The sequence below is a fragment of the Chitinivibrionales bacterium genome (assembly GCA_035516255.1).
In the GTDB taxonomy this organism is placed as follows: Bacteria; Fibrobacterota; Chitinivibrionia; order Chitinivibrionales; family FEN-1185; genus FEN-1185.
The window spans coordinates 14,097-39,669 of the sequence record DATJAL010000014.1; the positions used below are offsets into that span (position 1 = coordinate 14,097).

The following is a 25,573-nucleotide window of genomic DNA, read 5'->3' on the forward strand; positions in this document are numbered from 1 at the left end:
AAATCATGAACCACGCACCAAGCGTAAAACGCCCGAAAATACGCGAAATTGACGGTGGCGTGACTGCCGCTAGAGGGTTTTTTGCGGCCGGCCTTGCCGCAGGCATCAAGGTATCAGGAGGCCGGGACTGCGGCATTCTGGCAAGCCGTGCACCGTGCAGTGCCGCAGGGGCGTTTACCACCAATGCGGTGCGCGCGTCATCAGTGGACTGGTGCGAAAGCATCCTGCCGTCAAAAAACGTGCGTGCGGTTTTTGCCAACAGCGGGAACGCAAATGCCTGTACCGGCGCAAGGGGCAAACGAGACACGAAAAAAATAGCGACGATGGTTGGTTCATTGTTCGGCGCGCGTCCTGGGGCTGTCTGCGTGGCGTCAACCGGTGTGATCGGCCATTTTCTTCCCATGGAAAAAATCCGAAAACATCTTCCTGCGTTGCATAAGGCAGCCGAGGAATCGGCAAGGGGAGGGTCGGCGTTTGTCGACGCCATCATGACGACAGACACGAAAAAGAAGGAGGCCGCGGTGCGGGTGGAAACGGCCGCGGGATGCTATACCATCGGAGGGTGCGCAAAAGGCTCCGGCATGATTTCTCCGAACATGGCCACCATGCTCTCGTTCGTCACCACCGACGCATCCGTTGATCCCGCGCTGCTTAACGCGATCGTCAAGAGCGTTGTCGACAGGACCTACAACAACCTCACGGTGGACGGCGACACGTCCACGAACGACATGGTGCTCGTGCTGGCAAACGGGCTCTCCTGTGTTTCCATTGCTGGCGCAACCGAGGCCGGCGTGTTCAGGGGGGCGCTGTTCACGGTGTGCGATGCATTGTGCCGGAAGATCGCGGCGGACGGTGAGGGAGCAACCAAGCGTGTTGAGGTGCGGGTGTCCGGCGGAAGGACGGTCGTCGACGCGAACCGGGCGGCGAAAGCGGTCGCCAATTCCTGTCTTGTCAAGACAGCGCTGTTTGGCAACGACCCCAACTGGGGACGGATCCTGTGCGCGGTAGGGTATTCCGGCGCGGCTTTTTCATCGGACCGGCTCACCTTGTCGCTGTGCGGAAGGCGCGTGTTTGCAAAAGGCAGGCCGCTGCCATTTCCCGCCAAAAAACTCAGCGATAAAATGAAGGAAAAGGTTGTGGTGATTGACGTTGATCTGGGCAATGGAAAGGAATGCGCAGTGGTGCATACGTGCGATCTTACGTATGATTATATCAAAATCAACGCGGAATATCATACCTAAAAATCGTTGACGGTTGACGATTGACAGTTGATGGTGCTGACCGCCGGCTGCTGCCGCAGATAGCTCGCCATGAATATCCTACCCGCATTTGGTTTTTACGGAATACTTACCGATCCTGCCCGAGGATATGAATTCTGTACGAAGTTGTTCGTCGACCATGAAGTTGCTTTTGTCCAGCTTAGGATGAAGGAAAAACCAGAGAATCTCGTCCTCGAAACTGCGCGCCTTATGCGACAAATCACCGCCGGCACAAGAACCCGCCTCATCATCAACGACAATCCGTACATTGCAAAAAAGGCGGCTGCCGACGGTGTTCACATCGGACAAAACGATATGCCCTTTGACAAGGCCAGAAAAATCGTTGGAAAAGATTCGATTATCGGCATGTCAACGCATTCGGTGAAACAGATCCGGGACGCGTGCATGCTGAAGCCGGACTATGCCGGCGTCGGGCCGGTATTTGCCACGCCGACAAAAAAAATCCCTGATCCGGTCATCGGCATTGACGGCACGAGGGAAATGCTCGCGTGCGCGACCGTGCCCGCCGTCGCGATTGGAGGGATCACGCTGGATAATTTAAGCCTTGTTCTTGAGGCAGGTGCAAAAAATTTCTGCATGGTGCGGCCGATAACAACGGCGCAGGATCCGGAGAGAGTGTTAAAGGAAATCCTGAAGATATATAAGAATTTTAACGATCCAGCGAGCGGTCAGTAGTCACCGGTCAGCGGTCAGCGCTCAACAATCAGTCGTAGACTTTCAACTTGCTTATTTCTTCATGACCTCGCCCGAGCAGCATTTTGTCCTGTCAATTTTATCTAAATCGGCCACGTAGGAAATCGCCGTAAGGCCGCTTGCCGGTTTTTCCCCTTTGGTAACCGTCTTCTGCATGAAATCAATGGTGTAATAGGCGCCGTCGGTGGCTGAAAATCCGTAGGAGAACCCGTCGGTGAACCACTGCTTCGGCTCGGCGATCGCAACAGTGTTGAACACGAGGCGAAGGTTTTTATAGTCGAATACAGTGAGGCGGAACGTCTTGTCGTTGTCCCAAACGCAGTACACGCATTTGCCGACCGTGTCGGCGATCACGGACGCGCCGGGAACGGTCACCAGCTTGCCGCTGGGGAGCATGAGGAACAGCTTGCCGTCATACGAGGATGCCTTGAGGACAATGAAGCCGTCCCTGATCGGCTGGTTCGCCGGGACGATCATGCCGTACGGGCCCGCTGCGGCATTGACGTCGAACAGCACGAATTTCCTTTTGTCAAGAATGATTGCGGATATGCACGCGGTGTCCGACGGGCCGAGCGGCTTTATATTGACGATGCGGTAGGTGTGTTTTCCTGCGGTGTAGGCGTGCTCGGTGAAGGAATACTTCTTGGATTTCTTATACTGTTCAATGTCAATGGTTGATTGCGACTGCTGGGCAAGGCACGCGACTACAAACAAAATGACCATAATGAGCATGCTGACGACTTGTTTCATATGACCTCCAGGTGAATAAGATGTTAACAAAATAAATTATTGGGGAATCATTCATTGACAAGAATGCATGAGGAATGTGTTGGCATGGAAAATTCCTTTTACCTGCTCATCTCCAGCATCCTCGTCAAACTTCTCCTCGCCTTTTCCGCAATGTCAGGCGGCACCGACACCACCTGACCGGCCGCTCCCTCAAGCGCCTCAGCCACGAGCTCCAGCGACGTTTTTTTCATGTTGGGGCACAGCGCGTGCTCGGTAACGGGATAAAATTTCTTGGCCGGATTCTGCTTTTGGAGCGTGTGGATTATGCCGGTCTCCGTTGCGATAAGATATTCGCTGCCGCCGTCTTTCTTGACAAAATCGCACATGCCGCCGGTGGAAAGCACCTGGTCGGCCAGGTAGCGCGACGCCTTGGGCGCCTCGGGATGGATGAGCACCGCTGCATCGGGATGGAGCGCTTTGGCCTGTTTGATCATGTCGGGCATGACGCGCACATGCGTGGGGCAGAACCCGTCCCAAAGCACCATGGTGCGGCCGGTCTTTTCCTGCACCCATCCGCCAAGGTGCTTGTCGGGCACGAAAATGATCCCCTGCTCCTTGGGCAACTGCGACACGATTTTCACGGCGTTGGAGCTGGTGCAGCAAATGTCCGAGAGCGCCTTTATGTCGGCTGTGGAATTGACATAGCAGATTACCAAGTGGCCTGGGTGTTTCTTTTTAAGCTCCACAAGCTCCTCGGCCGTGATCATGTCCGCCATGGGGCAACCCGCGCCCGGCTCAGGAATTATCACTTGCTTTTTGGGATTAAGAATGGCCGCGGTCTCGGCCATGAACATCACGCCGCAGAAGATAATAATGTCGGCCTTCGTTTTTGTGGCCTCAACGCTCAGGCCGTAGGAGTCGCCAACATAATCCGCGACATCCTGCACCTCTGCCGGCTGGTAGGTGTGGGCGAGGATGACGGCGTTTTTTTTTCGTTTAAGGGTTTGAATATTTTGGATGAGCGGTGGCATGGCGGTTCTGCGTAGGCGCTCACTTGACATACGGTGAAAGAGAGCGCAGCCGGTCAACGATGCCGGGCATCACTTCAAGGACCGCGTCGATGTCCGCGTCCGCGGTATAGCGGCTCAGGCTGAAGCGGATCGAGCTGTGGGCGAGGGTGTAGGGAATGCCCATGGCCATCATGACGTGCGAGGGCTCGAGCGAGCCGCTCGTGCAGGCCGATCCGGACGACGCGGCGATTCCTTTCTCGTCAAGCAAGAGCAGGATGCCCTCGCCTTCGATGAATTCGAAGCTGATGTTGGTGGTATTGGGCAGCCGCAGGGCCTGGTCGCCGTTGAGGTGCGCGGCCTTGCACGTGGAAAGGAGCCCGGCCTCGAGTTTATCGCGCAGCTTTTTCACGCGGGTGTTTTCCTCTTCCATATGTTTCTGCGCGAGCTCGCAGGCCTTGCCGAGCCCCACGATGGATGCGACGTTTTCGGTGCCGGCGCGCATGCCGCGTTCCTGGTGCCCGCCTACGAGGAACGGCGACAGTTTTGTTCCGGCGCGAACGTACAGCGCGGCAACACCTTTCGGCGCATGGAGCTTGTGTCCGGAAAGCGACAGCATGTCAATTGAATTTTTCTTCATGTTAATGGGTATTTTCCCCACCGCCTGCACCGCGTCGGTGTGGAACACCGCGCCCTTGGCATGCGCCATTTCGGCAAGCTTTTCAACAGGGAACAGAACGCCGGTCTCGTTGTTCGCCCACATGAAGGTGAGGAGTGTGTCCCCGTCAAGGGGGCATGCGTCAAGCTGTTGGGTGTGCAGCAGCCCGCTGCCGTCAACGGCGATTTCCAGAACGTCGAAGCCGTCCGCCTTGAGGCCGTGGCACAGGGTCCGGATTGCCGGATGCTCGACCGTGGAGGTGATGACGCGCGAACGGCCCTTATGCGCCTTTGTAAAGCCGACCACGGCCATGCTGTCGCTCTCCGAGCCGCAGCTGGTGAAGAAAATCTCCTCGGAGTGCGCTCCGATGAGCGCGGCCACCTGCGCCCGCGCCGCGTCGACGTTGCGGCGCACCAGGCCGCCGAACCGGTGTATGCTCGACGGGTTGCCGTAGCGGTCCTTCAAGAACGGTAGCATCGCGTCGAGGACTTCGGGCGCGACGCTCGTGGTGGCGTTGTTGTCGAGATAGATGACTTTATCCGTAATTGACCTCGGAAAATTTTACCGGATAAAAATACATCTCCATGGTAGGGTTGATGTTAGAATTTTAAATGATGAAGATTGTAAAATAAATGTTGTCAATATGCTGGTCGAAGCTTCGGCTCTGGCCGGCGTTGAGAGGGGCTGTCGTTGGACTGTAGGGAATGCTGGCCTTACGTTACCGGCCGTCAACCACAATGCATTTATTCGATGTATTTTTACCGACGACAAATAAATGGCCTCTCGTTGATGGCAGTGTTGAGCGAGGGCCCAGTTGAAGCAGTTGCATGTGCGCCGTTTTTAGCGTACTTGAAATAGATGAGGTGGAAGTATAAATCTGGTTCCATGCACCTGTAAGCGTGTCCATTTGATATACAGGTTGAGGGCAAGTTAGTGTAATAGTGAGGCTATGCGCTAGATTTCTGTCTTTGTTAAACACGAGAAGATAACTTTTGTTATCGCTGCCAAAAAATGACCCTACCATAAAGCTTTGCTGCGACGAGGCAATAGACGTGATCAGCCGTTCAGTTGCTGGTACAGTCGCTAGCCCGGTCTCATTCGAGCAACCGGCGTAGCCTGTATCTATTGAGCTTTCGTGGTAAGTGCCGACACGTGTAAGCGACATAAGGGTCGGACCCATTATTTCCACTTGGGCGTTTATATTTTGGGCCCAATAATATATTGGAAATTTATTGTTATTGGGGTCAACCAATGCGTCGGTGTATCCGTCCGTTTGGTCTTGGGTATACGTATAATATATCAATCCTTTTGCGCCGTACACAATCGGTGCAAAGGCCTCAAACTGAAGGTTTGGCTGTGTAAGAGGGGCCATTCCGGTTATATCCGTGGAGTAAGGGAATGCCCAAAAGGTCATTCCTCGTTTGGCAGTTTCAGTACTGAATAGATCGAGGTTTTGAAAATAACGAGTCATCCCGTCCGGTTCATTATAACTTGTCCACACGCCTCCGCTTTGGAACGGGTAGTAATCAAAACTCGCGACTGAACTCCCGCTATTATCTAAATAATAGGTCACGTAATTGCAATAGTCGGACCATCCAAGTGGCGGGAAGTAACCATAATTACAAAAAGGTAAAAGGTTTGCCCACGTAATGTGATTTGGATCTTGGCTGCTGAATGCTGATACCCAATTAACAGCTCTAGTGAGTTCAGTGGTAGACCCAGGTTCGTCCCAGACAAAATATCCCATAACCGCATTTCGCGCAGCGGCAGAGAGCACGGCTCCACATGGATCGGTCTGCCCAAGATAATTTGCAACCACAGCAGGAACCGTTGTGGAAATGTTGCTTGCCAAATCTTTATAATACCTGTTATCTAAAATCATATAAGAAAGGCCCGGTACACTTGCTACACGATCCAGTTTATAGTGAATGCTTGGATATATTCCATTTCCCGGGCAGTCCTCAAAATTCCCGTCACTTCCAGCCATACCTCCCAAGGTGTTGAAATGTGCAGCCCTACAATCCGTCAGCCTCTGTTGGTCGGTCGCTGGAACACCAGTAAAATAGGGGTCCCACCATGTTCCTATTATAAACTGACTTTGTTTGGCTGCCCCAAAAACGTACGACGCAAACCAAAGAAACAGGCACGTTGCAATAGGTAAAATTGGGCATTTCATATTGTTTTCCTATGGAATTGACTTTGTGAAGTTAGTGAAAACGCGCAACCTGTGGAGCTTGTTAGTTTGAACAGGTAGCATGTTTTCTTCAATTTGAGCATGCCATTCTCAACTTAAATTGTATTTAAATCTACTGAATAGCGAAACCATATATGACTGCGCCTGGCGTATTAAGGGCCGCGCAATTTCCGGTGTTTGGAACAAATGCTGGGGCACCGACCCAACAGTTTGTTGCACCCGTTGCGTAGGCTGTAAGAACCATAGCATATATCCTATTGAATTGGTCAACACCAAAATGTTGTGCATCTTGGAGCACGATAAATCGATTACTTCCACCAGTGGTATTTATTGTGAATTCAAACCTGGTGTCGGAACAATTCATGACAAGGGTCACCTTTCCGTTAGTATCCGCAAAAGAAGGAACTGCAAGCGCAAATGCTATGCACAAGCACACGGCAATTTTTTTCAACATATAAACTCCTTTTCAATAGAATTTTATTTTTGGTTATATTTAAAAGACAGCAATGGCCTTATTAGTTCTGTTCTTTAATAATGAAAAAGATAAATACCCGGTTGGCAAGGCGCAAGAAAAAAGTTGATATAAGGCTTTTATCTTGTCAATGCCTTATACAGCATCGATCGCAAACTCGTGTCCCCGTCATACACGTCATACAGGAAATGCAGACGGTCGAACAGCTCGCTGGTATCTTTCTCCAGGTCGAGCAGGTATGTCATGGCCTTGTCGCCGAGGATGCGGCCGGGCCTGCACAGCGCGGGTTGAGAAAAGGACACATACACCCGGCAGGTGAGCGGCCGCAGTGCGTAAATGGAGCATGATCCGTTTTTGTCAAGCAGCGGGCACGGCCTGTTCATCTGGTAAAAGCTCGACAGCGCGACGTCGTACGGGTCGATGTCGCCCAGGGCCGCACGCTCTTTTACGTCTGATATCCGCAGCGCCACGGTCTTTTTGATATGATCAAGACATTCGACGTCGCCGCGAAGCGTTTTTATTATCCCCGCGATGTCGCTGGAGCGTTTCTTTTTCAGATAATCGGCTATATACTGCACCTCAAACGAATACGTGTCCTCGGGCCAGTGGTTGCAGCAGATGCCGCAGTTTTTTCCGCACCCGACCTTGAGCGGATGGCCGGCGAGCACTTTTTTCTGGTAGCACGCAAACAGGGAGAGGATTTCCCGATAACGGCGAATAAACCGTTTGTCAAGGCAGGAAAAATAATGGTGCTTTATTAATGATAAAAGCAAGTGCACGATTTGCTTCTCGATCATGAGCGCCGGTGTCGGGACAACCGGATTGGGCCGGCTCTGGACGGCTGTTTTTGCCGAAGTTCGGACGGATTTCTTTGGCATTACTTGGGAAGCCCTATGAAGAAGTTGCTGTAATGGAGGCCAAGGAGTAAGGCTATGGTAGGATCATACGTGAGAGGAGAGGAAACATTATCCCTGTTTTGAATCCACCGGTTGTGCAGGGCGAACCGCGCGTCAATGAAATTCTTGTAGTATCCTCCCACCTGCAGGCAGGCATCAAAGGTGTTCTCGACCGTGCCCGAGGGGAACTGCGGCTCGTTCCGGTAGCCGAGAATGTCGGGCCAGTTTGGGAATTTTACGGAGTCGTTCCATTTTGTTGACAAGCGGTTCTGGCCGCGGCGGCTGTAACTGAACCCCAGGGATCCGAGCCAGAAATTTCTTCCCGCCATCGCAAAAGACAGGGACAATGAATCGCAGTCATCGGAGGGAGAGCCGAGCCCGCTGCCGAGATACGTGTACCGCTCGCCGCTGGCCGTGTTCGCGTCCGAAACCGTGTACGTCCACCGCGAAACAAAACGGTATTCCAGCGACAACACATGCGGCAGGCGGAGGGGCAGAAAATCGTTCCAGAGCACGCCGAGGTCGGTGGCCCACATGTTTGGCTTGAGGTCGCCTGAGTCCTTGTTGTCAACCTGGATGTCGTCGATGAGGAACTGGCCGAGGAGGGAAACCTTGTCGGTGAACGGATGCAGGTCCCACTGGACGGCCTCCATGAGGTTACCTGTGCCCTCGCCGATGGTGTTGGTGACGAAGTAAACGGAGATGGGATTGACATATTGTAAATCAGGAATGCCGTTCCTCCTGCCGAACACCACGGACTCGGTGATCCCGACCGTGCCGAAACGGCCGAGCATAAAATTGAGCGAATGTGCCGTGAGGTATCTGGCAGCGCCTGTCGTGTCGCCGTCAAAGTTCATGGCGTACTGCGGGAAGGCCGCGAACAGGTGCCGGAATTCGAACACGGAAGAATGGAGCCCGAGCTCAACGCCGTCATAACTGTAGGGGTTGGCCGAAAGAATAAGGCTGCGGTCCGCAAAAGGCCCCCAGTTTCTGTTAAGCCGTCCCATGCGGAGAAACCCGTAGTCAAAATCATATTGCAGGTAGGCCTCCGAAAGACGGGCGCCGGCGCCCCGGTTTTTAATCCAGACATAACCGGGATCGTCAACGTACTTTGTATTTACATCCACCACTTGTCGGGCAAGAAAGCCGCGGAACCGGATGTCGTTGAGAAGCGAACCGGCCAGCGCGTAATTTTTGCCGTAAAAATCATTGGTGTTGAGCAGTGCCGTGGCCCCGGCAGGCTCCAGCATCCAGTGGTTTTCTGCAACGCGGTCGCTGTCGGGCCACATGCTTTTGTCAAGAAACTGGCCTGCCGGCTGTTTCAGGTCATCCCAGAACATGCTGCTCGGCGAGGATGAAACATACCCGAGCCTGCTCCCGAGCAAATAGTAGGGCAGGCGCCAGTTATCAAGCGGTTCGGCGGGAGTAAATACGGGTATCAGGATAGCGCCGAAAATGGCGCAGATAAAGGATGAGGATTTTTTTTGGGCGTTCATTTTTTCCCTATCAGCGGTTCTCCGCGGGTGCGCCCAGCGGATGGGTGGATCTTGCAACCATCGGTACCCGGCCGCACCCAGGAGAGGGGAGTGCCCAGGACCCCGCAGCCCCGCCAGGAGCGAAGAGGCCGCGGCCGAGGGAGACGAACCTTGGAAGTACCCGAAGGGTATACCTCTCCCCCGAAATTGCTAATTATTCGTCAATATGCCGTGTCCCTCTGAAAAATCACAAATAATGTCTTGAATAATATTTTAATGTCGAGCCAAATGCTCCACGAGTCGATGTATTTGAGGTCGAGCTGGACTATCTCGTTGAAGTCCTGAATCTTGTTGCGGCCGCTCACCTGCCACAGGCCCGTGAGGCCCGGCCGGATGCTCACCCTACGGTAATGCCACTTCTGATAACCGCTCACTTCGTCGGGCGTGGGAGGCCGCGTGCCCACGAGCGACATGTCGCCGCTGAATACATTGAGGAATTGCGGCAATTCATCGAGCGAAAACCGGCGCATGAACCGGCCGATGCCGGTGACGCGAGGGTCGTCGCGCATCTTGAAGACGGCGCCGGAAAGTTCGTTTTTGTCAAGAAGCAGCGGCTTCCGCTGTTCCGCGTCCGCGGTCATGGAACGGAATTTGTAAAGGAGGAACCGTTTCCCGTTGCGGCCTACGCGCATCTGGGTGAAGAACACGGGGCCCGGCGAGGAAAGCTTGATGGCGAGGGCGAGGACCGGGTAACATAACGCCAGGATGAAAATGCCGGCGAGCGAGCCCGCGATATCGAAAATGCGCTTGAAGAGCAGCTGATCGGGATCGAGCTCCACGGTGTGCGATATGAGTGAGGGGCGTTCCATGAACTTATGATAGTTCCAGCTTGCAAAGCGCGTTGAGTCGAGGATGTTGAGGAAAACACGGGCGGGCCTGCCCATTTCCTCGCAGATTTGGAGATATGGATCGATGATGAACCCGTTTTTCGTCACCTGGCGGGGTATGGAGAAAAACACCTCTTCTACATAGTTTTTCTTGAGTATGTCTTCGAAATGCGCGGGGGTCGTTTTCAAATCGAGCTTCAAGATGATGCGAAACCCCCGCTCTGGGTGCGTCCAGAGGTCATGATACATTTGGGAGGCCTGCCTGCCCCTTCCGAACAGGATGATGGGCGAGATGTTCCGGTTATGGCGCCGCAATTGGGAGAAAAACTGTTTGATCACGAGTTTTTCCCCGGCGATGAAGAGAAACGCTGCGGCCGCAAAGACAAGATACAGCGTCCGGCTGTTGTAACGGTCGGGCATCAGGTATAAAATTGAAGCGCCGAGCACGCCCGCGCTCATGAAAATGGCGAAGATGCGGCCGAACAGATGGTCCATTGAGTTGAACTGCAGGGCGGAAAAAAGCTGACGTGTCCACGCGAAATACAGGTAAAACCCGAGGAACCCGATGAACATGAACCAGTAGTTGAGCAGCTCGGCCAACGATTTGTACTGGGCGACAATGGTGTGCGACAGTAAAAAAGCGGCGAAAATAAGGCCGCAATCGATCACCGCGATGGCCTGTTTTACAAATGATGGATGTTCCTTGAGCATCAGCCGTTTTCCATTCCCCAGCTACCGCTTTAAAAATTCCCGGGAATTGACAAACCGTTCCACACTGCTTTGCAGTGCCTCCCTGGTGCCGGCATTGACGATGAAAATCCATTTTACGCCGGACGGTCGCGCAACAAGCTCCTCCTGCACAAGCATCCGTTGCCGCAGCTGCGGCTCGGGCAAGCCGGTTTTGGCGGCGATGCGCGCAAGGCGCAGTGGCGCCGGCGCATCGACCCACATGCAGCAATCGAACCAGTCTTCAATACGCCACAGGGAAATGAGCGCCGCATCGAGAATGCTCGGCCCCGGCCGGTCAAAAACGCAATCCCGCAACCGCCGTACGAGCCGCGGGTGCACGATGGTATTGAGGTTTTGCATGGCCGCGGCGGACGCAAACGCCGTCACACCGAGCGCGGCAAAGTCGATGGTGCCTCTTTTGTCAACCGACGGCCCGAACACGCCCGCAAGCTCCTCCCTGATGCGGGAATCGTTTTTCATGAGCAGCTTGGCTTCAGCATCCGCGTCGATGATCCGCATACCGGTGAGTTCCGCGCACATTCCGGCGCAGACGGACTTGCCAGACCCCATGTATCCCGCGATGCCGATGCGGACCGGGGCGGTGTTATGGTGCGGCATGATTTTTGGTGATGGTCACCCGGTTGCCTTTCTGGTTGAAAACGACGCTGTCGGCGTAGTTTCTCACTATGTAAATGCCACGGCCGCAGTCCTTGATGAGGTTCTCGGGCAGGGTTGGGTCGGGGACCTTCGCGGGGTCGAACCCCTCCCCTTCGTCCATGATCGAGACGACGATCTTGTTTTTATCTATCGTATGTCCCACCACGACCTTCTTGGAATGGTCCCCCTTGTTGCCGTGGTAGATGGCATTTGCGAACAGCTCGGTGAGCATGATTTTCATCTTTCTGATGATGTCATCGGCGTAGCCGAGCGAATCCATGGCGCTCAGAATGATGGAGGTTGCCCGGTCCATGTCCTCGAAATAGCTGATGAACTGCAGGTACACGGAGTCGTTCTCCCTGAACCCGAGTTTTTCCTTGAGCAGGTTCTTGCGCGACTGCGTGAGCAATTCTAAGGCAAGCACCGTAATGTCGTCTCCGAAGGCGCCTCGGATTTGTGCCGATTGGTACAGTGTTTCGAGTTGCCGGGTAAACTGGCGCGGCGAATCTGTTTTCACTGCCTTGAGCATTTCTGCCTCGAGGATCTTGCGGCCCGCTAGGTCGTTCATTCCGGAAAACAAACTGTAAATCCCGTCGGTAAAGAACAGCAGCCAGTCGCCCGAACTAAGGTAAAGACTTTTCTCTTCGAACGGGCCGTTTTCGAACAGGCCCATGCACACGCCCGTGGATTTCATCGGCTCGAGTGCGCCGCCGGCCCTGCGGTAGATGATGGGATACGGGTGGGCCGCGTTGCAATAGGTGAGCCTGTTGTCGTGCAGATCAAGATAGGCAACGAGCGCGGTGATGAAACAGTCCACCGCGACCGTACGGACCAGTTCCTCGTTCACCCGCTCGATGACGGCGCGCGGCGAGGTGACGAGCCGCAGGTGGTTGGCAAAAGAGACTTTTGCCAGGGACGCGAGCAGTGCCGCCGGAACGCCGCTGCTCGCGACGTCGAAAATGACGACGGCAAGGAGGTCGTTACTGAGCTGTACCACGTCAAAGATATCGCCGCCGAGCTGCCGGGAGGGAAGATAAAGGGACGAAAGCTCGACGCCGTCCACCGTGGGCAGGCGACGGGGTACCAAGGCGGTCTGGACCTTGCGCGCGAGCTCAAGCTCTTCATCTCGTTGCTCGGCAGCGTTAGTACCGGCACCTGATGCGGCCGCGGTCAAAGCGGTGTTTTTTTCGGACTTTTTCATGGAAATTTCTTGAACCGCATTTAAATGAATATTGACAAATCGCGAAGGCGTAAAGTCAGGTAAATAAATTATAAATTGATTCGCGGGGAATGTCTATATATAATATTCGGATAAAAAAGCTGTAAGAGGGAAAAGGGGAAGGGGATACAAATCAAACAACTGTTGTTTGCTGATGATTTAGCAGCGAACAATCATTTCAGTCCTCCTTTTAATGCAAAAATAAGCCGTTTAAATTTCGATCTGAACCCCAATCTCAATCACCCTGTTCGGCGGTATGCAGAAAAATTTTGATGCGTCGCACGCGTTGCGGGAAAGAAACGCGAACACACCCTTAGACCAGCCGCGTAAGGGCCCGGCTTTGCTTGACGAAAGAAGAGTCTCCCGTCCCAGAAAATAAGTGGTGTCCATTGGTTCGAACGCCAGGCCTGGCAGCTGCGCCCGTGAAAGCGCGGCCGGAATATCGGGAGTCTCACTGAACCCGTAGTACACGGTGAGCCAATAAAACCCGTCTCCCAAATCGTCGACCTTGAAGCGGTCCTCGTCCTTGACACGTGGGATATCTTTGGTGATCACGGTCAGAATGACGACCTTGTCATGAAGAATTTTGTTGTGTTTGAAATTGTGTAAAAGCGTCCGGGGCACGCCGGAAGGGCTCCCCGCAAGGAAAACCGAAATGCCCGGCACCCGTATCGGTTTTTGCGCCACGACGTCAGCGATGAAATCCTTCATCGAAATGGCGGCGGTCGTGATTTGGCCGCGAAGCATTCTGCGGCCCCTGCTCCAGATCATCATGACGACATAGGTGCCGAAAGCTACGACGAGGGATATCCAGCCGCCATCGGGTATCTTCATAAAATTGGCCGAGAAAAACGAGAAGTCAAAGAACAGGAACACGGCGGCAATGCCGCATGAGGCGAACAGGTTCCATTTCCAGAGGCGCCTCATGGCGAAAAACAGCATGACGGTGGTGAACAGCATGGTGGTGGAAACTGCAACGCCGTAGGCGCCCGCAAGGTTGTCCGATTTGAGGAACACCAGCACGAGAATAATTGTTCCCGCGCAAAGAAGCCCGTTCATCACCGGAACATACACCTGGCCGATCTGGATGTTCGACGTATGGATTATCGCCAGACGAGGAAAAAATCCCAGTTGTACCGACTGCCGCGCAAGAGAAAAGACACCCGAAATGCATGCCTGCGACGCGATAACAGTTGCCGCAGTCGCTAGCACCACAAGAGGAATAAGCGCCCACTCAGGCGCGATCCGGTAAAAAAGATTGTCGGTAAGCGTCGGGTTACGCAACAGGAAGGCGCCTTGTCCGAAGTAGTTGAGGACGAGTGCCGGGAACACGATGTAAAACCAGCCGGCCCTTATAGGGCTTTTTCCGAAATGCCCGATGTCGGCATAGAGCGCCTCTCCGCCTGTAAGGACAAGAAAGACCGTTCCAAGGGTGAAAAATCCATGCAGCCGATTGTGCATGAAAAACGGTATTGCATAACCAGGATTTACCGCAGTGAGCACCACCGGATTGGCGGACAAAGAGAACAACCCGAGTATGCCGATTACCGCAAACCACAAGAACATGACAGGACCGAAAACCTTGCCGATGGTTCCGCTTCCATGTCTCTGGAACCAGAACAGCAGCACAAGAATGACGAGTGAAATAGGAACGACGAGAAACCCGAGTCGAGGCAGCGGCGTCGTGAGGCCCTCCACCGCGCTGAGAACGGAGATCACCGGTGTGATGAGAGCATCGCCGTAGAGCAGCGATGCGCCGAAAAGGCCGAGGATTAAAACAGCGCCGCCGGCGGCAGCCGTTTTTTTGCTTGCTTTTATAAGAAGCGTCATGAGGGCGAGTACGCCGCCTTCACCGTTATTGTCGGCCCTGAGCACGATCAGCAGGTATTTAATGGTTATGAGAACGAGCAGCGACCAGAAGATGAGCGACAACAGGCCGAGGACGTTTTCGCTTGTCACCGGAAGCGCCCGCGGGCCGTCAAAGCAGATGCGGAGGCCGTACAAAGGGCTCGTGCCGATGTCGCCGTATACAACGCCAAGGGCCGCGATGACGATACCGACGGTCAATTTTTTTACGGGAGAGAACCCGGCCGATTCCATAGAGTTGAGAGTTAAATTAATAGTTACCGACGATAAATCAAAATGAATGGTGACGACAAAAGGCAGGCAAGGGGAATAACTTGCGGAACCTGATTATTTAATATAGTAAAGGCATAATATTCTTAGGTCCGGCGGTTGAGGACATCAAGGAGCGGCATTCGGTAGCCCACTCCTGATTCCGTAACAAAGAGTTCCGGTGACGCAGGGTCGATTTCCAGCTTCTTTCGCAGTTGCGCCATGTGAACGCGCAGATTCTGTGTCTCTTCGCTGCGGTACGGCCCCCACAGTTCTTTCATAAGGTGCCGGTGCGTGAGCACCATGCCGGCGTTTTTAATGAATTGGAGGAGAAGCGTGTATTCCGTGGCCGTGAGCTTTACTTCCGCGTCGCCGTTTTTCACGATGCGTTTTACCAAATCGACATAAAGATTTCCGTTCCGAAACTCCCGTATTTCCGCTTTGCCGCGACTGCTGCGGCGCAGGCAAGCTGCCAGGCGGGCGATGAGCTCTCCCGTGCCGAACGGCTTGGTGACGTAGTCGTCCGCGCCCGCCTCCAACGCCGCCACCTTTTCATTTTCCTCCGCGCGAACCGAGAGAATGATGATCGGCACCGTGCTCCATTCACGAATTTTCGAAAGCACCTGTCGCCCATCCATGTCGGGCAGGCCGAGATCCAGAATGACGGCATCGGGCCGACCCGACGCTGCCTGATAAATGCCGTCTTTTCCCGTGGGGGCCTCGATGATGCCATACCCGTTTGCCGAAAGCGTGAGCCGCAACAGCCGCCTGATGGCAAGCTCGTCGTCGATGATAAGAATCGAGGCGCCAGCCATCAGTTCGCTCCATCAGAAGAGGTTGTTTTCTGGTTCAGGGGGAGCCTTATGACGAACCGCGCGCCGCCCTCGGGCCGGTTCTGCGCCTCTACGGTGCCGCCGTGTGCCTCAACGAAACCCTTGACAATCGACAATCCCAATCCAGTCCCTCCCGGTTTCGCACCGGGGACGCGGTAGAATTTGTCGAAAATACGACCGAGCGATTCCGGGGCGAGGCCGGGCCCCTCGTCTTCGACCGCGAACACTGCTGCGCCGTGTTCGGCGTGAACGTCGAGCATGATCCTCGTTTTGTCCGGCGTATACTGTGCCGCGTTCAACACGATATTCATGAGGGCTTGCTCGATGAGCGAGGTGTCGAGTTTTACCAAAGGCATATCGGCATGAACGTTGATTTCTATCCTATGGTTTTTCATCTCGTCCCGGAGGTTTTTGAAAACGGCGTTGACGAGGTCATGAGCGTCGCACCAATCCCAGTTGAGCTTTATCGCGCCTGATTCAAGCCGTGACATATCAAGGAGATTTTCAACCAGGCGGTTAAGCCGCGCAGCCGCAGCCTGCAGGTCGTCCAAAAGAGCGGTTCGTGTTTCTTTATTTGCCGAGGTAACAGGGTCGAGGAGGCCGCTTGACGCGCCGGTAATGGTCGCGAGCGGCGTGCGCAGTTCATGGGAGACCGAATTAAGCAGGGTTCTGCCGAAACGGTCCGCCCTTAGATTGATCCTTTCGAGGGAGAGCCCAATTTGTTGGAGAAACATCTGCAACAAGCCTTCGTTGTCGAAATCCAATTCGCGTCCCGCGCTCGTGTCGAGCCCGACAACGCCGAGGCAGCTGCCCTGCACCAGGAGCGGATAGTACCGCGCCCGGGCAAACGGCAGGGTGCCGGTGCCGCGGCCCGCGGGCTTTTTATTTTTAAAAACCCATTCAGCGACGCTCCATTCCTTGATCGAGTCGGGTTTAAAACTGCTGGCTTGGAGCGGTTCCCTCAGGAGGTCATTCGCCGGCCCGGAAAGAAAGCCGGTCACCGGTGTGCCGAAAAACGAACCGAGGTGGGTCATGCCGCCGGCCACTGCTTCGTCAACCGACTCAACCGATAACAGCTCCTTTACAAGCGCGTATAGTGCCGCCGTGTGGCGTTCCCTTCGCCGCACCATGGAATCACGGGCGCGGACGCGGGAGGTGAGGGTGCCGGCGACCAGGGCGATGATGAAATAGAGCAGCAGCAAGAGGACATCGGAGGGATGCGCAATAGAAAAGGTAAACCGCGGAGGAATAAAGAAGAAATCCCACAGAACCGCGCTGAAAGCGGCGGCCGTCAGAACCGGCCCTCTGCCCGCGAAGAGGGAGAGAACCGCAATGACAAAAAGGAAAAACATGCCGATGGAGCGGTAATCAACGTACGTCGAAAGAAAAAAACATGCCGCGGCAGCACAGAGCGCTACGGCGCACGAAATCGCGTATTGGTTCGCGGACGAGCGCAGCTTGAGAACATCTGACACGGTCTTCGGAGCGCTTCCGGCCGCTCCGCTATCGCCCTGCACCACGTAAATGTCGATGCCGCCGCTTTCCCGGATAAGCCGGTTGACGAGCGAGCCGCCGCGGAAATAATCGAAGAAGGAGCTGGTCATCGACTTTCCCACCACGATCTGGGTCACGTTGTTCTGGCGGGCCGCGCGCAAAAGCGCCTTGACAATGTCGTCATCGCTCGTGGTGACCAGAGAGGCGCCCAGCTCCTGCGCCAGGCCGATGTTTTTTTTCAGTCGTTTTTCCTCGGCTGCCGAAAGCACGCTTGCCGTCTGCACCGAAACCGCGATCCAGGGCGCCTCCATGGTCGCGGCGATGCGCCGCGTCCACCTGATCAACTGCTCTGAATACGGGCTCGGCCCGATCGCGACCATCAGCCGTTCAACGGTTTTCCACGGCCCGCTGATGCGGTGCTCCCGCATGTAATCTTTCAACTGCAGGTTCACACGTCGGGCCGTGGCGCGCAACGCGATTTCGCGCAGCGCCGTGAGGGTTCCCCTTTGGAAGAAGTTGGCGATTGCGGCGGCGGAGCGGTCGGCCGTGTAGACTTTTCCCTCAGACAGGCGGCGCAGGAGGTCGTCGGGCGAAAGATCGATCAGCTCGATTTCGTCAGCGGCGTCAAGGATACTGTCGGGGACGGTTTCGCGCACTTCGACGCCGCTGATCTGCTTCACCGTGTCCACGAGGCTTTCAACGTGCTGCACGTTGAGCGTTGAGTAAACGTTTATCCCATTGTCAAGGAGCTCGGCAACGTCCTGATGCCGCTTTTGGTGCCGCGTCCCCTCGGCATTGGTATGCGCGAGCTCGTCCACAAGAACGCAGGCGGGTTTTCTGCGGAGAATGCCGTCGAGGTCCATTTCCTGAATTTCGGTTCCACGGTACCGCACGATGATGCGCGGCAATACATCCAGTCCCGCAAGCAGCGCCTCGGTTTCTTTGCGGCCGTGGGTTTCAATGAAACCGGCGAGCACGTACGTGCCCCGCGCCTTGAGTTCATGGGCGGCCTGAAGCATGGCATAGGTTTTCCCCACGCCCGCGGACATGCCGAAAAATAGTTTCAGCTTTCCCCGCTTTTGCGCGCGTTCGCTGGCCTGGACGCTGGCGAGCATGGCGTCGGGATCGGGGCGTTCCGGTTCGCTCGTCATGGACAAGAGCCTCCCAGAGAGAAAATCAACAGGACAAGAGCCCCCTTGAATGCAAGATCGTGATCCATCAGTTTTCCCGCGATAACAACACCTTTCAGAAAATAATTGTCAGCAACGGCCACCACTTTGATTTTTCCTACTTCGTAAAGTTTACCTTTTGGATTTGTGCGGTAGACGGACAGGGTGTCATTGACCGTGATATTTTTTCTCATCGCCGTCGAATCGCTCCCGAAAAGGCACAATGGTGTTCCGGCCTCGTTTTCGGGAAAAATGGGCGCGGCATTGCTCAAGAATGGTAAGAAAAGAAAAGTGCTTGCGATTGACGCAAGGTATGCTGCAAGAAATTTCATGATGACCTCCTTATCGCTTTGTCAATGAATCAAGAGCAAGGTTTAGTTTCAGGACATTGTCCCGCCGTTGGCCGAGAAAACCGAACTGCGGCGATTCGATTGAACGTTCCACCAGCGAATCGAGCGCGGCCTTATGTGCCGGATCGAGGCGGCGCTCGCGGGCGATTTCGTCTAATTGCAGCCGCGCCGCCTCCGGGCTTATGTCCGGATCAAGGCCGCTTGCGGAGAAAAACAGCATGTCCTGCGGGACCGGAATGCCTGTTCCGATATTGTAAACTCTTCGAAAATCTTTTTCGCGCGCCGAAACGAAGTTTTTCAATTGCATGCTGATGGCTGCCAGATTGCTTCCGCCGGACGGGAGGGGATTGTAGTCGACGGCCGAGGGACGCGAGCGGAAATATTTGTGATCCGTAAACTGCTGACCGATGAGCGCTGATCCTGTTACCGTCCCGCCGGAACGAATCATGCTTCCTGATGCCTGATACGGGAATGCAAGCCGGACAATTCCTGCGACGGCCAATGGATAAAGGATTCCGGTGAGTAAAGTCAAAACGAGGAATATGCGGACCGATTGTGTGAATTGTTTCATGGCGACACCTACACGATATGAAACAGCGATAGAAGAATATCGATCAGTTTGATGCCGATAAATGGGAGAACAATTCCGCCCAGACCATATACCAGCAGGTTGTGAGCAAGGATCCCGGCAGCGGGCCGGGGCCGGTAGTCCACACCCCGAAGCGCCAGCGGAATGAGCGCGACAATGATCAGGGCGTTAAAGATGACCGCACTCAGAATCGCGCTTTCCGGAGAAGCAAGTCTCATGATGTTGAGCGCGTCAAGCGGGCCGGGATGGCCCGCCGAGGCGAAAAAACCGCCGAACAGCGCGGGGATGATGGCGAAATATTTAGCAACGTCATTGGCGATGCTGAACGTGGTGAGCGAGCCGCGCGTGATGAGGAGCTGCTTGCCGATCTCCACGATTTCGAGGAGCTTGGTGGGGTTGCTGTCGAGATCGACCATGTTGCCCGCCTCGCGCGCCGCCTGGGTGCCGGAGTTCATGGTCACGCCGACATCGGCCTGCGCGAGCGCGGGAGCGTCGTTGGTGCCGTCGCCGATCATCGCGACCAGGTGCCCCGTTGCCTGCTCCTCGCGGATGCGGGCGAGCTTGGTTTCGGGGCTGGCCTCGGCGAGAAAATCATCGACCCCGGCCTCGGCCGCGATCGCTGCGGCGGTGAGCGGATTGTCGCCGGTGATCATCACGGTCTTGATGCCGCTCTCCCGGAGCCGCGCGAACCGCTCCCTGATGCCGCCCTTGACAACGTCCTTGAGCACGATGACGCCGAGCGCCCGGTTGTCCTCCGCCACCACGAGGGGCGTGCCGCCCTGCCTCGCCACCGCATCGGCGATGTTGAAGATCGGCAGCGGATACAGCCCGTCCTGCGCATAGATGAAATCGAGGATGGCGTCCGACGAGCCTTTCCGGATGCGGCGGACGCTGCCGCTTGACGGATTAGGAATGTCCACGCCGCTCATCCTGGTGCGGGCGGAAAAGGGGACGAAGCGCGCGCCGGTGGCCGCGATGTCGCGCGAGCGGAGGTTGAACTCCCTTTTGGCAAGCACCACGATGGAACGGCCTTCCGGCGTCTCGTCGGCGAGCGAGGCCAGCTGGGCGGCGTCCGCGAGACGGTCCACGGTGACGCCGGGCCCGGGCAAAAATTGCGTCGCCATGCGGTTGCCGATGGTGATGGTTCCGGTCTTGTCAAGCAGCAGCACGTCCACGTCGCCGGCCGCCTCGATGGCCCTGCCGCTGGTGGCGAGCACGTTGTGGCCGAGGAGCCGGTTCATACCGCTGATGGCGATGGCGCTGAGCAGGCCGCCGATAGTGGTGGGGATCAGGCACACGAGCAATGAAACGAGCATTGGCACCGACAGCCGCGCGGCCTGCAACTGCCCCGTGGAAAAACCGATGTAATGTGAAAAAGCCGGCAGGGTCATCACCACGACGAGAAACACGAGCGACAGGCTTGACAAAAGAATGGAAAGCGCGATTTCGTTGGGCGTTTTCTGGCGCGCCGCCCCCTCCACGAGCGCGATCATGCGGTCGAGGAACGAATCACCCAGGGCGGCCGTCACGCGGATCACGATGCGGTCGCTGATCACCCGCGTGCCGCCCGTCACCGCGCTGCGGTCGCCGCCGCTCTCGCGGATGACCGGCGCGCTCTCGCCGGTCATTGCCGATTCGTCAACGCTGGCCACGCCCTCGACCACCTCGCCGTCGGAGGGGATGATGTCGCCCGCCTCGCAGACGACAATGTCGCCGGGCGCAAGCTCCGATGCGTTGACGCGCCGTTCCGATTTGTCTTCAAGTTTCCGCGCAACGGTGTGTGTCCGGCTCTTCCTGAGCTCGGCGGCCTGGGCCTTGCCGCGGCCCTCGGCAATCGCTTCGGCGAAGTTGGCGAAAAGCACGGTGAACCACAGCCAGAGGGATATCTCCAGGCTGAAAACCGCACTCCCATGATGGCGGAAATCCTGGATCGTCGAGAGCGTTGAAAGCAGTGCGCCGACCGCCACGATAAAGATGACCGGGTTTTTCGCGAGCGCCGCGGGATTGCATTTACGGATGGCATCGGCTGCGGCGGCCTTGACGATGGCAATGCTGAAGCCCCTGGTGTTCTGGGGGGAAGCGGCCATTTTAAATCCCCCTTCCCGCAACAAGGAGAAAATGCTCGAGAATGGGCCCCAGCGAAAGCGCGGGAAAAAAGTTCAGCGCGCCTATGATGATCACGGTCCCGATGAGAAGGACGGCAAACATCGCCCCGTCGGTGGGAAAGGTCCCGGCGGAAGGCGGCACGGTTTTTTTTGACGAAAGGTGTCCGGCAACGGCGAGCATCGGGATTATCACCGAATACCTGCCCAGCAGCATCGCGGCCGCGCCGATCAGGTCGTAAAAAAAGGTGTTTGCGTTGAGCCCGGCAAAGGCGCTGCCGTTGTTGTTTGCCATCGACGAGAACGCGTACAGGATTTCCCCGAAACCGTGGGTGCCGCTTGTTGACAGACCGGAAAGTCCGGCGCGCGTCAAGCAGGCGGCGGCGGTGAAAAAAAGCACTACGATGGACGACAGCAGAACGGCGATCACCGACATCTTTACTTCAAAGGAATCTATTTTTTTCCCCAGGTATTCGGGCGTTCTGCCCACCATGAGGCCCGCGATGAATACCGCCAGGATGACATACGCGATCATGCCGTACATCCCGGAGCCGACCCCGCCGAAAATCACCTCGCCGACCATGAGGTTGAACATCGCGACCATGCCGGCAAGCGGCGAAAGGCTTTCGTGCATCGCATTGACCGATCCGTTCGATGCCGCGGTCGTCGCGGTCGACCAGATCACGCTGTTCGTGACGCCGAACCGGAGTTCTTTTCCTTCGAGGGAACCCGAAGCGCCCAGAACCGGATTGCGGGCATGTTCGGCATAGAGGGAAAGGCTGAGCCCTCCTGCAAAGAGCACCGCCATGACGATGAACAGCACCCATCCTTGGCGTTTTGCGCCGATCATCTTGCCGAAGGTAAAGGTGAGGGCTGCCGGAATGAGCAAGAGCGAAAGCATTTCCAGAAAGTTGGACAGCGGCGTCGGGTTTTCGAACGGATGCGCGCTGTTGGCGTTGAAGAAGCCGCCGCCGTTGGTGCCGAGCTGCTTTATCGCTATCTGGGAAGCGGCAGGGCCGAGGGGTATTGTCTGGGGCCTTCCTTCGAGCGTCGTCGCCGTCACATACGGCGAAAAGGTCTGCACGACGCCTTGACCGGCAAGAATTATCGCAAGAACAATGGAGAGCGGGAGCAGGATATACAATGTGGAACGGACGAGATCAGTCCAGAAATTGCCGATGGTTTTCGTCGAAATGCGTGAGAGTCCGCGCGCGAGTGCGGCAAAAACCGCGATGCCGGTCGCCGCGCTGAGAAAATTCTGTACTGTCAATCCCGCCATTTGCACCAGGTAAGAAAGCGTCGTTTCCCCTGCGTAAGCCTGCCAATTGGTGTTGGTCATGAAACTCACCGCCGTGTTGACCGCAAGCGGCCAGGTGACCGCGGGCAGATGCTGCGGGTTCAGGGGAAGGCGACCTTGCAAAATCTGCAAAAGAAAAACCGTTATAAAGCCGAGGCCATTGAAAATCAGGAGCGCTCCGCAATATTCCTTCCAATTCATCTCCGTTTCCGGATTTATTCCCGAGAGGCGGTAAATAACTTTTTCAACCGGCATCAATAAAAAAGATAAAAAACTCTTTTGACCTGAAAGAACCCTTGCCATGAAAGCACCCAGCGGCGGCGTGAGGGCCGTAAGAAGGCCGAGGTACACGATGATCTGTAGCCAATCGTTTACATGCATGAAATTATCCTTTAAAATTTTTCCGGACGTATAATGGCGTAGGCAAGGTAGAAAAGCAGTAAAATCGCCGCGATCCCCGCGATTATAAGGTCAATTTGCATCAGGCACGCCTTTTTCGGAAGTTAAAATCATTAGATACGAAAACGCAATAATCAGACCACTAAAATTATGGAAGGAAATGTAAAGAGAACATAAAAAGGGGAAGTAATGGTATAAAAAAAATATAAAGAAATTTGAACTCCGACGAACGGCAATTCCCAATTGCGGGAAAACATTCGAAATCTTGAGAAAATATTGAGTATCGGTTCCAATAGCGCGGATTGGAAATCGGATGTGCAGGCGCCCGGTGATCAAACAGGCAATTAATTTGCGCCGCAGTACTTTATAATGGTAATTTACCTTACCTATAACTCTTTATCAACTCTTCGCTCTTGACTCTCAACTGTTTTATCCTCCCAGCCACAATTTTCTATCCAGACTCCGGTACTGGATGCCCTCCGCGATGTGACTTGAACCGATCGTTTCCTTTCCGTCAAGGTCCGCTATCGTTCTCGCCACCTTGAGGATCCGGTCGTAGGCGCGGGCGGAGAGCCCGAGCTTCTCCACCGCGTTCTTGAGCAGCGTCTCGCACGCGGCGTCGAGGCCGCAATGGGCGCGGATGTGCCTTGATTCCATGTGCGCGTTGCAGAAGATTTTCTTTTCGTCTTTAAAACGGTCGAGCTGCACGGCGCGTGCCGCCTTCACCTTTTCCCGCAGCGTTGCCGAATCTTCACCCGGCGTTTTTGCCGCAAGCTCCTCGTAACTCAGCGCCGGAACCTCCACGTGGATGTCTATTCTGTCAAGGAGCGGGCCCGAAATCCTCGACATGTACTTTTGGATCTGTTCGGGCCTGCACGAGCAGTCGTGCCGCGGGTCGGAATAATACCCGCACGGGCAGGGGTTCATGGCCGCGGCGAGCATGAAGCGGGCAGGGTACGACAGCGACGTGAGCGCGCGGGAAATCGTCACCTTGCCGTCCTCGAGGGGCTGCCGTAAATTTTCCAGCACGTTTTTTGTAAATTCCGGCAGCTCGTCCAGGAACAAGACGCCGTGATGGCTCAGGCTCACCTCGCCGGGCCGCGGGTACGAGCCGCCGCCGATGAGTCCGGCGTCCGAAACGGTATGGTGCGGGGAGCGGAACGGCCGCGTGGCGACCAGCGGCGTGTTTTTGTCAAGCAGGCCGGCCACGGAATGGATCTTGGTGGTCTCGAGCGCCTCGTCGAGCGACAGGTCGGGAAGAATTGTTGGCAGCCTCCGCGCGAGCATGGTTTTTCCCGAGCCGGGCGGGCCGATCATCATGATGTTGTGTCCGCCGGCGGCCGCGACGAGCAGCGCGCGCTTGATGTGCTCCTGCCCCTTAACGTCCTTGAAATCGATGCTGTATTTCCGCGCCGTGTTGAACAGCGCCTTGAGGTCGGTGATAAACGGTTCAATGGCCTTTGCGCCCGAAAGAAAATCGAGCGCCTCCGTGAGCGTTGACACCGGGTGAATGTTCACGCCCTCGGCGACCGCGGCCTCCTCCGCGCACTCGCGGGGCACGACCATGCCCTTGAACCCGAGCTCGCGCGCGCAGATGGCCATCGAAAGCATGCCCTTGATGTGCCTGACACCGCCATCGAGCGACAGCTCTCCCGCGATGATATAGTCCTGCGCCGACGAAATCTCTGCCTGTCCCGAGGCCATGAGCAGGCCGATCGCGATGGGCAGATCGAACGCCGAGCCCTCTTTTTTCACGTCGGCAGGCGCCATGTTGATGGTGATTTTCTTTACCGGGTACTCGAACCCGCAGTTTTTGATGGCGGACGCCACGCGCTCGCGGCTCTCCCGCACCGCGCCGTCGGGCAGGCCAACGATGGTGAAGCTCGGAATCATGTCCGTGAGGTCGGCCTCGATGCCGATCTCATACGCGTCGATGCCCATCACGGCCATGGAACGGAGCTTGGCAAGCATGATAATCCTTTTCCTGTTACTTTTTCCGCTTTTTTTGTGTAAAATATGAAAGAGAAATATGGTTTGGGGGGCGGGAATACGGAAAGATAAAAGTAAAAACAGGATTCAACCCAATTGAAAAGGAGAAATTATGGACAGCAATCAGGTGGACAAAATCGTCGCGGCGATCTTGACAGAGGCTTATTTCACCGCAAAACAAAACGAGGACTGGGACGAGGCCCAGATCATGAAGCAGGTGGAGGAGGTGTTCAAGAGCCTCAAGGAAATGATCGCCGGCAATTGATCGGGAGAAAGGTCACCCTCGAGCCGTTCATGGCGCCGAAGGGCAGCGCGGTTGATTGGTGGAAAAAAATGCCGC

General features: G+C 55.5%; 21 protein-coding genes. 3 read left to right on the forward strand and 18 right to left on the reverse strand.

The features are described 5' to 3' along the window. The first annotated feature begins 5 nt into the window (after positions 1 to 5). Complete coding sequence (gene argJ, locus VLX68_04610) at positions 6 to 1,241, forward strand: bifunctional glutamate N-acetyltransferase/amino-acid acetyltransferase ArgJ (GenBank protein HUI91513.1); 1,236 nt, start codon at positions 6 to 8, stop codon at positions 1,239 to 1,241. A 69-nt stretch (positions 1,242 to 1,310) separates the two neighbouring features. Further along, the gene (gene thiE / locus VLX68_04615) at positions 1,311 to 1,955 is read left to right on the forward strand and encodes a thiamine phosphate synthase (protein ID HUI91514.1); all 645 of its coding nucleotides are present in this window, start codon (positions 1,311 to 1,313) and stop codon (positions 1,953 to 1,955) included. 51 nt (positions 1,956 to 2,006) lie between these two features. On the opposite strand, the gene VLX68_04620 is transcribed toward thiE, so the two are convergent. The 18 genes from VLX68_04620 to VLX68_04705 form a co-directional block, all read right to left on the reverse strand. Beyond that, on the reverse strand, positions 2,007 to 2,723 hold the full coding sequence (locus VLX68_04620; GenBank protein ID HUI91515.1) for a hypothetical protein: 717 nt from the start codon (positions 2,721 to 2,723) through the stop codon (positions 2,007 to 2,009). 98 nt (positions 2,724 to 2,821) lie between these two features. After that, the gene (nadA, locus tag VLX68_04625; protein ID HUI91516.1) at positions 2,822 to 3,733 is read right to left on the reverse strand and encodes a quinolinate synthase NadA; all 912 of its coding nucleotides are present in this window, start codon (positions 3,731 to 3,733) and stop codon (positions 2,822 to 2,824) included. Between the two features lie 19 nt (positions 3,734 to 3,752). Next, on the reverse strand, positions 3,753 to 4,913 hold the full coding sequence (gene nifS, locus VLX68_04630) for a cysteine desulfurase NifS (protein HUI91517.1): 1,161 nt from the start codon (positions 4,911 to 4,913) through the stop codon (positions 3,753 to 3,755). A 172-nt stretch (positions 4,914 to 5,085) separates the two neighbouring features. Beyond that, complete coding sequence (locus VLX68_04635) at positions 5,086 to 6,354, reverse strand: hypothetical protein (protein ID HUI91518.1); 1,269 nt, start codon at positions 6,352 to 6,354, stop codon at positions 5,086 to 5,088. A gap of 319 nt (positions 6,355 to 6,673) precedes the next feature. Continuing rightward, positions 6,674 to 7,015, reverse strand: coding sequence for a hypothetical protein (locus VLX68_04640; protein ID HUI91519.1), 342 nt, complete (start codon positions 7,013 to 7,015; stop codon positions 6,674 to 6,676). A 137-nt stretch (positions 7,016 to 7,152) separates the two neighbouring features. Beyond that, on the reverse strand, positions 7,153 to 7,911 hold the full coding sequence (locus VLX68_04645) for a YkgJ family cysteine cluster protein (protein HUI91520.1): 759 nt from the start codon (positions 7,909 to 7,911) through the stop codon (positions 7,153 to 7,155). After that, positions 7,911 to 9,425, reverse strand: coding sequence for a hypothetical protein (locus tag VLX68_04650; GenBank protein ID HUI91521.1), 1,515 nt, complete (start codon positions 9,423 to 9,425; stop codon positions 7,911 to 7,913). The genes VLX68_04645 and VLX68_04650 overlap by 1 nt, the downstream gene beginning before the upstream one ends. A 200-nt stretch (positions 9,426 to 9,625) precedes the next feature. Then, complete coding sequence (locus VLX68_04655) at positions 9,626 to 11,002, reverse strand: sugar transferase (protein HUI91522.1); 1,377 nt, start codon at positions 11,000 to 11,002, stop codon at positions 9,626 to 9,628. Positions 11,003 to 11,023: 21 nt separating this feature from the next. After that, a complete protein-coding gene (locus VLX68_04660) occupies positions 11,024 to 11,638 on the reverse strand; it encodes a dephospho-CoA kinase (protein HUI91523.1) in 615 nt (204 codons plus the stop codon). Beyond that, positions 11,625 to 12,878, reverse strand: a complete 1,254-nt coding sequence (locus VLX68_04665) for a SpoIIE family protein phosphatase (protein HUI91524.1) — start codon at positions 12,876 to 12,878, stop codon at positions 11,625 to 11,627. Before VLX68_04665 ends, VLX68_04660 begins: the two co-directional genes overlap by 14 nt. A 228-nt stretch (positions 12,879 to 13,106) precedes the next feature. Next, positions 13,107 to 14,963, reverse strand: a complete 1,857-nt coding sequence (locus VLX68_04670) for a potassium transporter Kup (GenBank protein ID HUI91525.1) — start codon at positions 14,961 to 14,963, stop codon at positions 13,107 to 13,109. Between the two features lie 155 nt (positions 14,964 to 15,118). Further along, positions 15,119 to 15,826 (reverse strand): response regulator, encoded by a 708-nt coding sequence (locus VLX68_04675; protein HUI91526.1) that lies wholly within the window; start codon positions 15,824 to 15,826, stop codon positions 15,119 to 15,121. Then, on the reverse strand, positions 15,826 to 18,489 hold the full coding sequence (locus VLX68_04680) for a sensor histidine kinase KdpD (GenBank protein HUI91527.1): 2,664 nt from the start codon (positions 18,487 to 18,489) through the stop codon (positions 15,826 to 15,828). Before VLX68_04680 ends, VLX68_04675 begins: the two co-directional genes overlap by 1 nt. Next, positions 18,486 to 18,839 (reverse strand): hypothetical protein, encoded by a 354-nt coding sequence (locus VLX68_04685; GenBank protein ID HUI91528.1) that lies wholly within the window; start codon positions 18,837 to 18,839, stop codon positions 18,486 to 18,488. Before VLX68_04685 ends, VLX68_04680 begins: the two co-directional genes overlap by 4 nt. A 10-nt stretch (positions 18,840 to 18,849) precedes the next feature. After that, complete coding sequence (kdpC, locus tag VLX68_04690) at positions 18,850 to 19,428, reverse strand: potassium-transporting ATPase subunit KdpC (GenBank protein HUI91529.1); 579 nt, start codon at positions 19,426 to 19,428, stop codon at positions 18,850 to 18,852. 8 nt (positions 19,429 to 19,436) lie between these two features. Beyond that, positions 19,437 to 21,533: a potassium-transporting ATPase subunit KdpB gene (gene kdpB, locus VLX68_04695; protein ID HUI91530.1), complete on the reverse strand. Its 2,097-nt coding sequence runs from the start codon at positions 21,531 to 21,533 to the stop codon at positions 19,437 to 19,439. Position 21,534: 1 nt separating this feature from the next. Then, positions 21,535 to 23,226: a potassium-transporting ATPase subunit KdpA gene (kdpA, locus tag VLX68_04700; protein ID HUI91531.1), complete on the reverse strand. Its 1,692-nt coding sequence runs from the start codon at positions 23,224 to 23,226 to the stop codon at positions 21,535 to 21,537. A gap of 447 nt (positions 23,227 to 23,673) precedes the next feature. Continuing rightward, a complete protein-coding gene (locus VLX68_04705) occupies positions 23,674 to 25,215 on the reverse strand; it encodes a YifB family Mg chelatase-like AAA ATPase (protein HUI91532.1) in 1,542 nt (513 codons plus the stop codon). Positions 25,216 to 25,345: 130 nt separating this feature from the next. On the opposite strand from VLX68_04705, the gene VLX68_04710 reads away from it, so the two are divergent. Then, positions 25,346 to 25,498: a hypothetical protein gene (locus VLX68_04710; GenBank protein ID HUI91533.1), complete on the forward strand. Its 153-nt coding sequence runs from the start codon at positions 25,346 to 25,348 to the stop codon at positions 25,496 to 25,498. Positions 25,499 to 25,573: the final 75 nt, after the last annotated feature.

Excerpts from the sequence above, each read along its gene's own strand:
- argJ (HUI91513.1), top strand. The coding sequence starts at position 6 with ATGAACCACGCACCAAGCGTAAAACGCCCGAAAATACGCGAAATTGAC.
- thiE (HUI91514.1), top strand. The coding sequence starts at position 1,311 with ATGAATATCCTACCCGCATTTGGTTTTTACGGAATACTTACCGATCCT.
- VLX68_04620 (HUI91515.1), bottom strand. The coding sequence starts at position 2,723 with ATGAAACAAGTCGTCAGCATGCTCATTATGGTCATTTTGTTTGTAGTC.
- nadA (HUI91516.1), bottom strand. The coding sequence starts at position 3,733 with ATGCCACCGCTCATCCAAAATATTCAAACCCTTAAACGAAAAAAAAAC.
- VLX68_04635 (HUI91518.1), bottom strand. The coding sequence starts at position 6,354 with ATGGCTGGAAGTGACGGGAATTTTGAGGACTGCCCGGGAAATGGAATA.
- VLX68_04640 (HUI91519.1), bottom strand. The coding sequence starts at position 7,015 with ATGTTGAAAAAAATTGCCGTGTGCTTGTGCATAGCATTTGCGCTTGCA.
- VLX68_04645 (HUI91520.1), bottom strand. The coding sequence starts at position 7,911 with ATGCCAAAGAAATCCGTCCGAACTTCGGCAAAAACAGCCGTCCAGAGC.
- VLX68_04650 (HUI91521.1), bottom strand. The coding sequence starts at position 9,425 with ATGAACGCCCAAAAAAAATCCTCATCCTTTATCTGCGCCATTTTCGGC.
- VLX68_04655 (HUI91522.1), bottom strand. The coding sequence starts at position 11,002 with ATGCTCAAGGAACATCCATCATTTGTAAAACAGGCCATCGCGGTGATC.
- VLX68_04660 (HUI91523.1), bottom strand. The coding sequence starts at position 11,638 with ATGCCGCACCATAACACCGCCCCGGTCCGCATCGGCATCGCGGGATAC.
- VLX68_04665 (HUI91524.1), bottom strand. The coding sequence starts at position 12,878 with ATGAAAAAGTCCGAAAAAAACACCGCTTTGACCGCGGCCGCATCAGGT.
- VLX68_04675 (HUI91526.1), bottom strand. The coding sequence starts at position 15,826 with ATGGCTGGCGCCTCGATTCTTATCATCGACGACGAGCTTGCCATCAGG.
- VLX68_04680 (HUI91527.1), bottom strand. The coding sequence starts at position 18,489 with ATGACGAGCGAACCGGAACGCCCCGATCCCGACGCCATGCTCGCCAGC.
- VLX68_04685 (HUI91528.1), bottom strand. The coding sequence starts at position 18,839 with ATGAAATTTCTTGCAGCATACCTTGCGTCAATCGCAAGCACTTTTCTT.
- kdpC (HUI91529.1), bottom strand. The coding sequence starts at position 19,428 with ATGAAACAATTCACACAATCGGTCCGCATATTCCTCGTTTTGACTTTA.
- kdpB (HUI91530.1), bottom strand. The coding sequence starts at position 21,533 with ATGGCCGCTTCCCCCCAGAACACCAGGGGCTTCAGCATTGCCATCGTC.
- kdpA (HUI91531.1), bottom strand. The coding sequence starts at position 23,226 with ATGCATGTAAACGATTGGCTACAGATCATCGTGTACCTCGGCCTTCTT.
- VLX68_04705 (HUI91532.1), bottom strand. The coding sequence starts at position 25,215 with ATGCTTGCCAAGCTCCGTTCCATGGCCGTGATGGGCATCGACGCGTAT.
- VLX68_04710 (HUI91533.1), top strand. The coding sequence starts at position 25,346 with ATGGACAGCAATCAGGTGGACAAAATCGTCGCGGCGATCTTGACAGAG.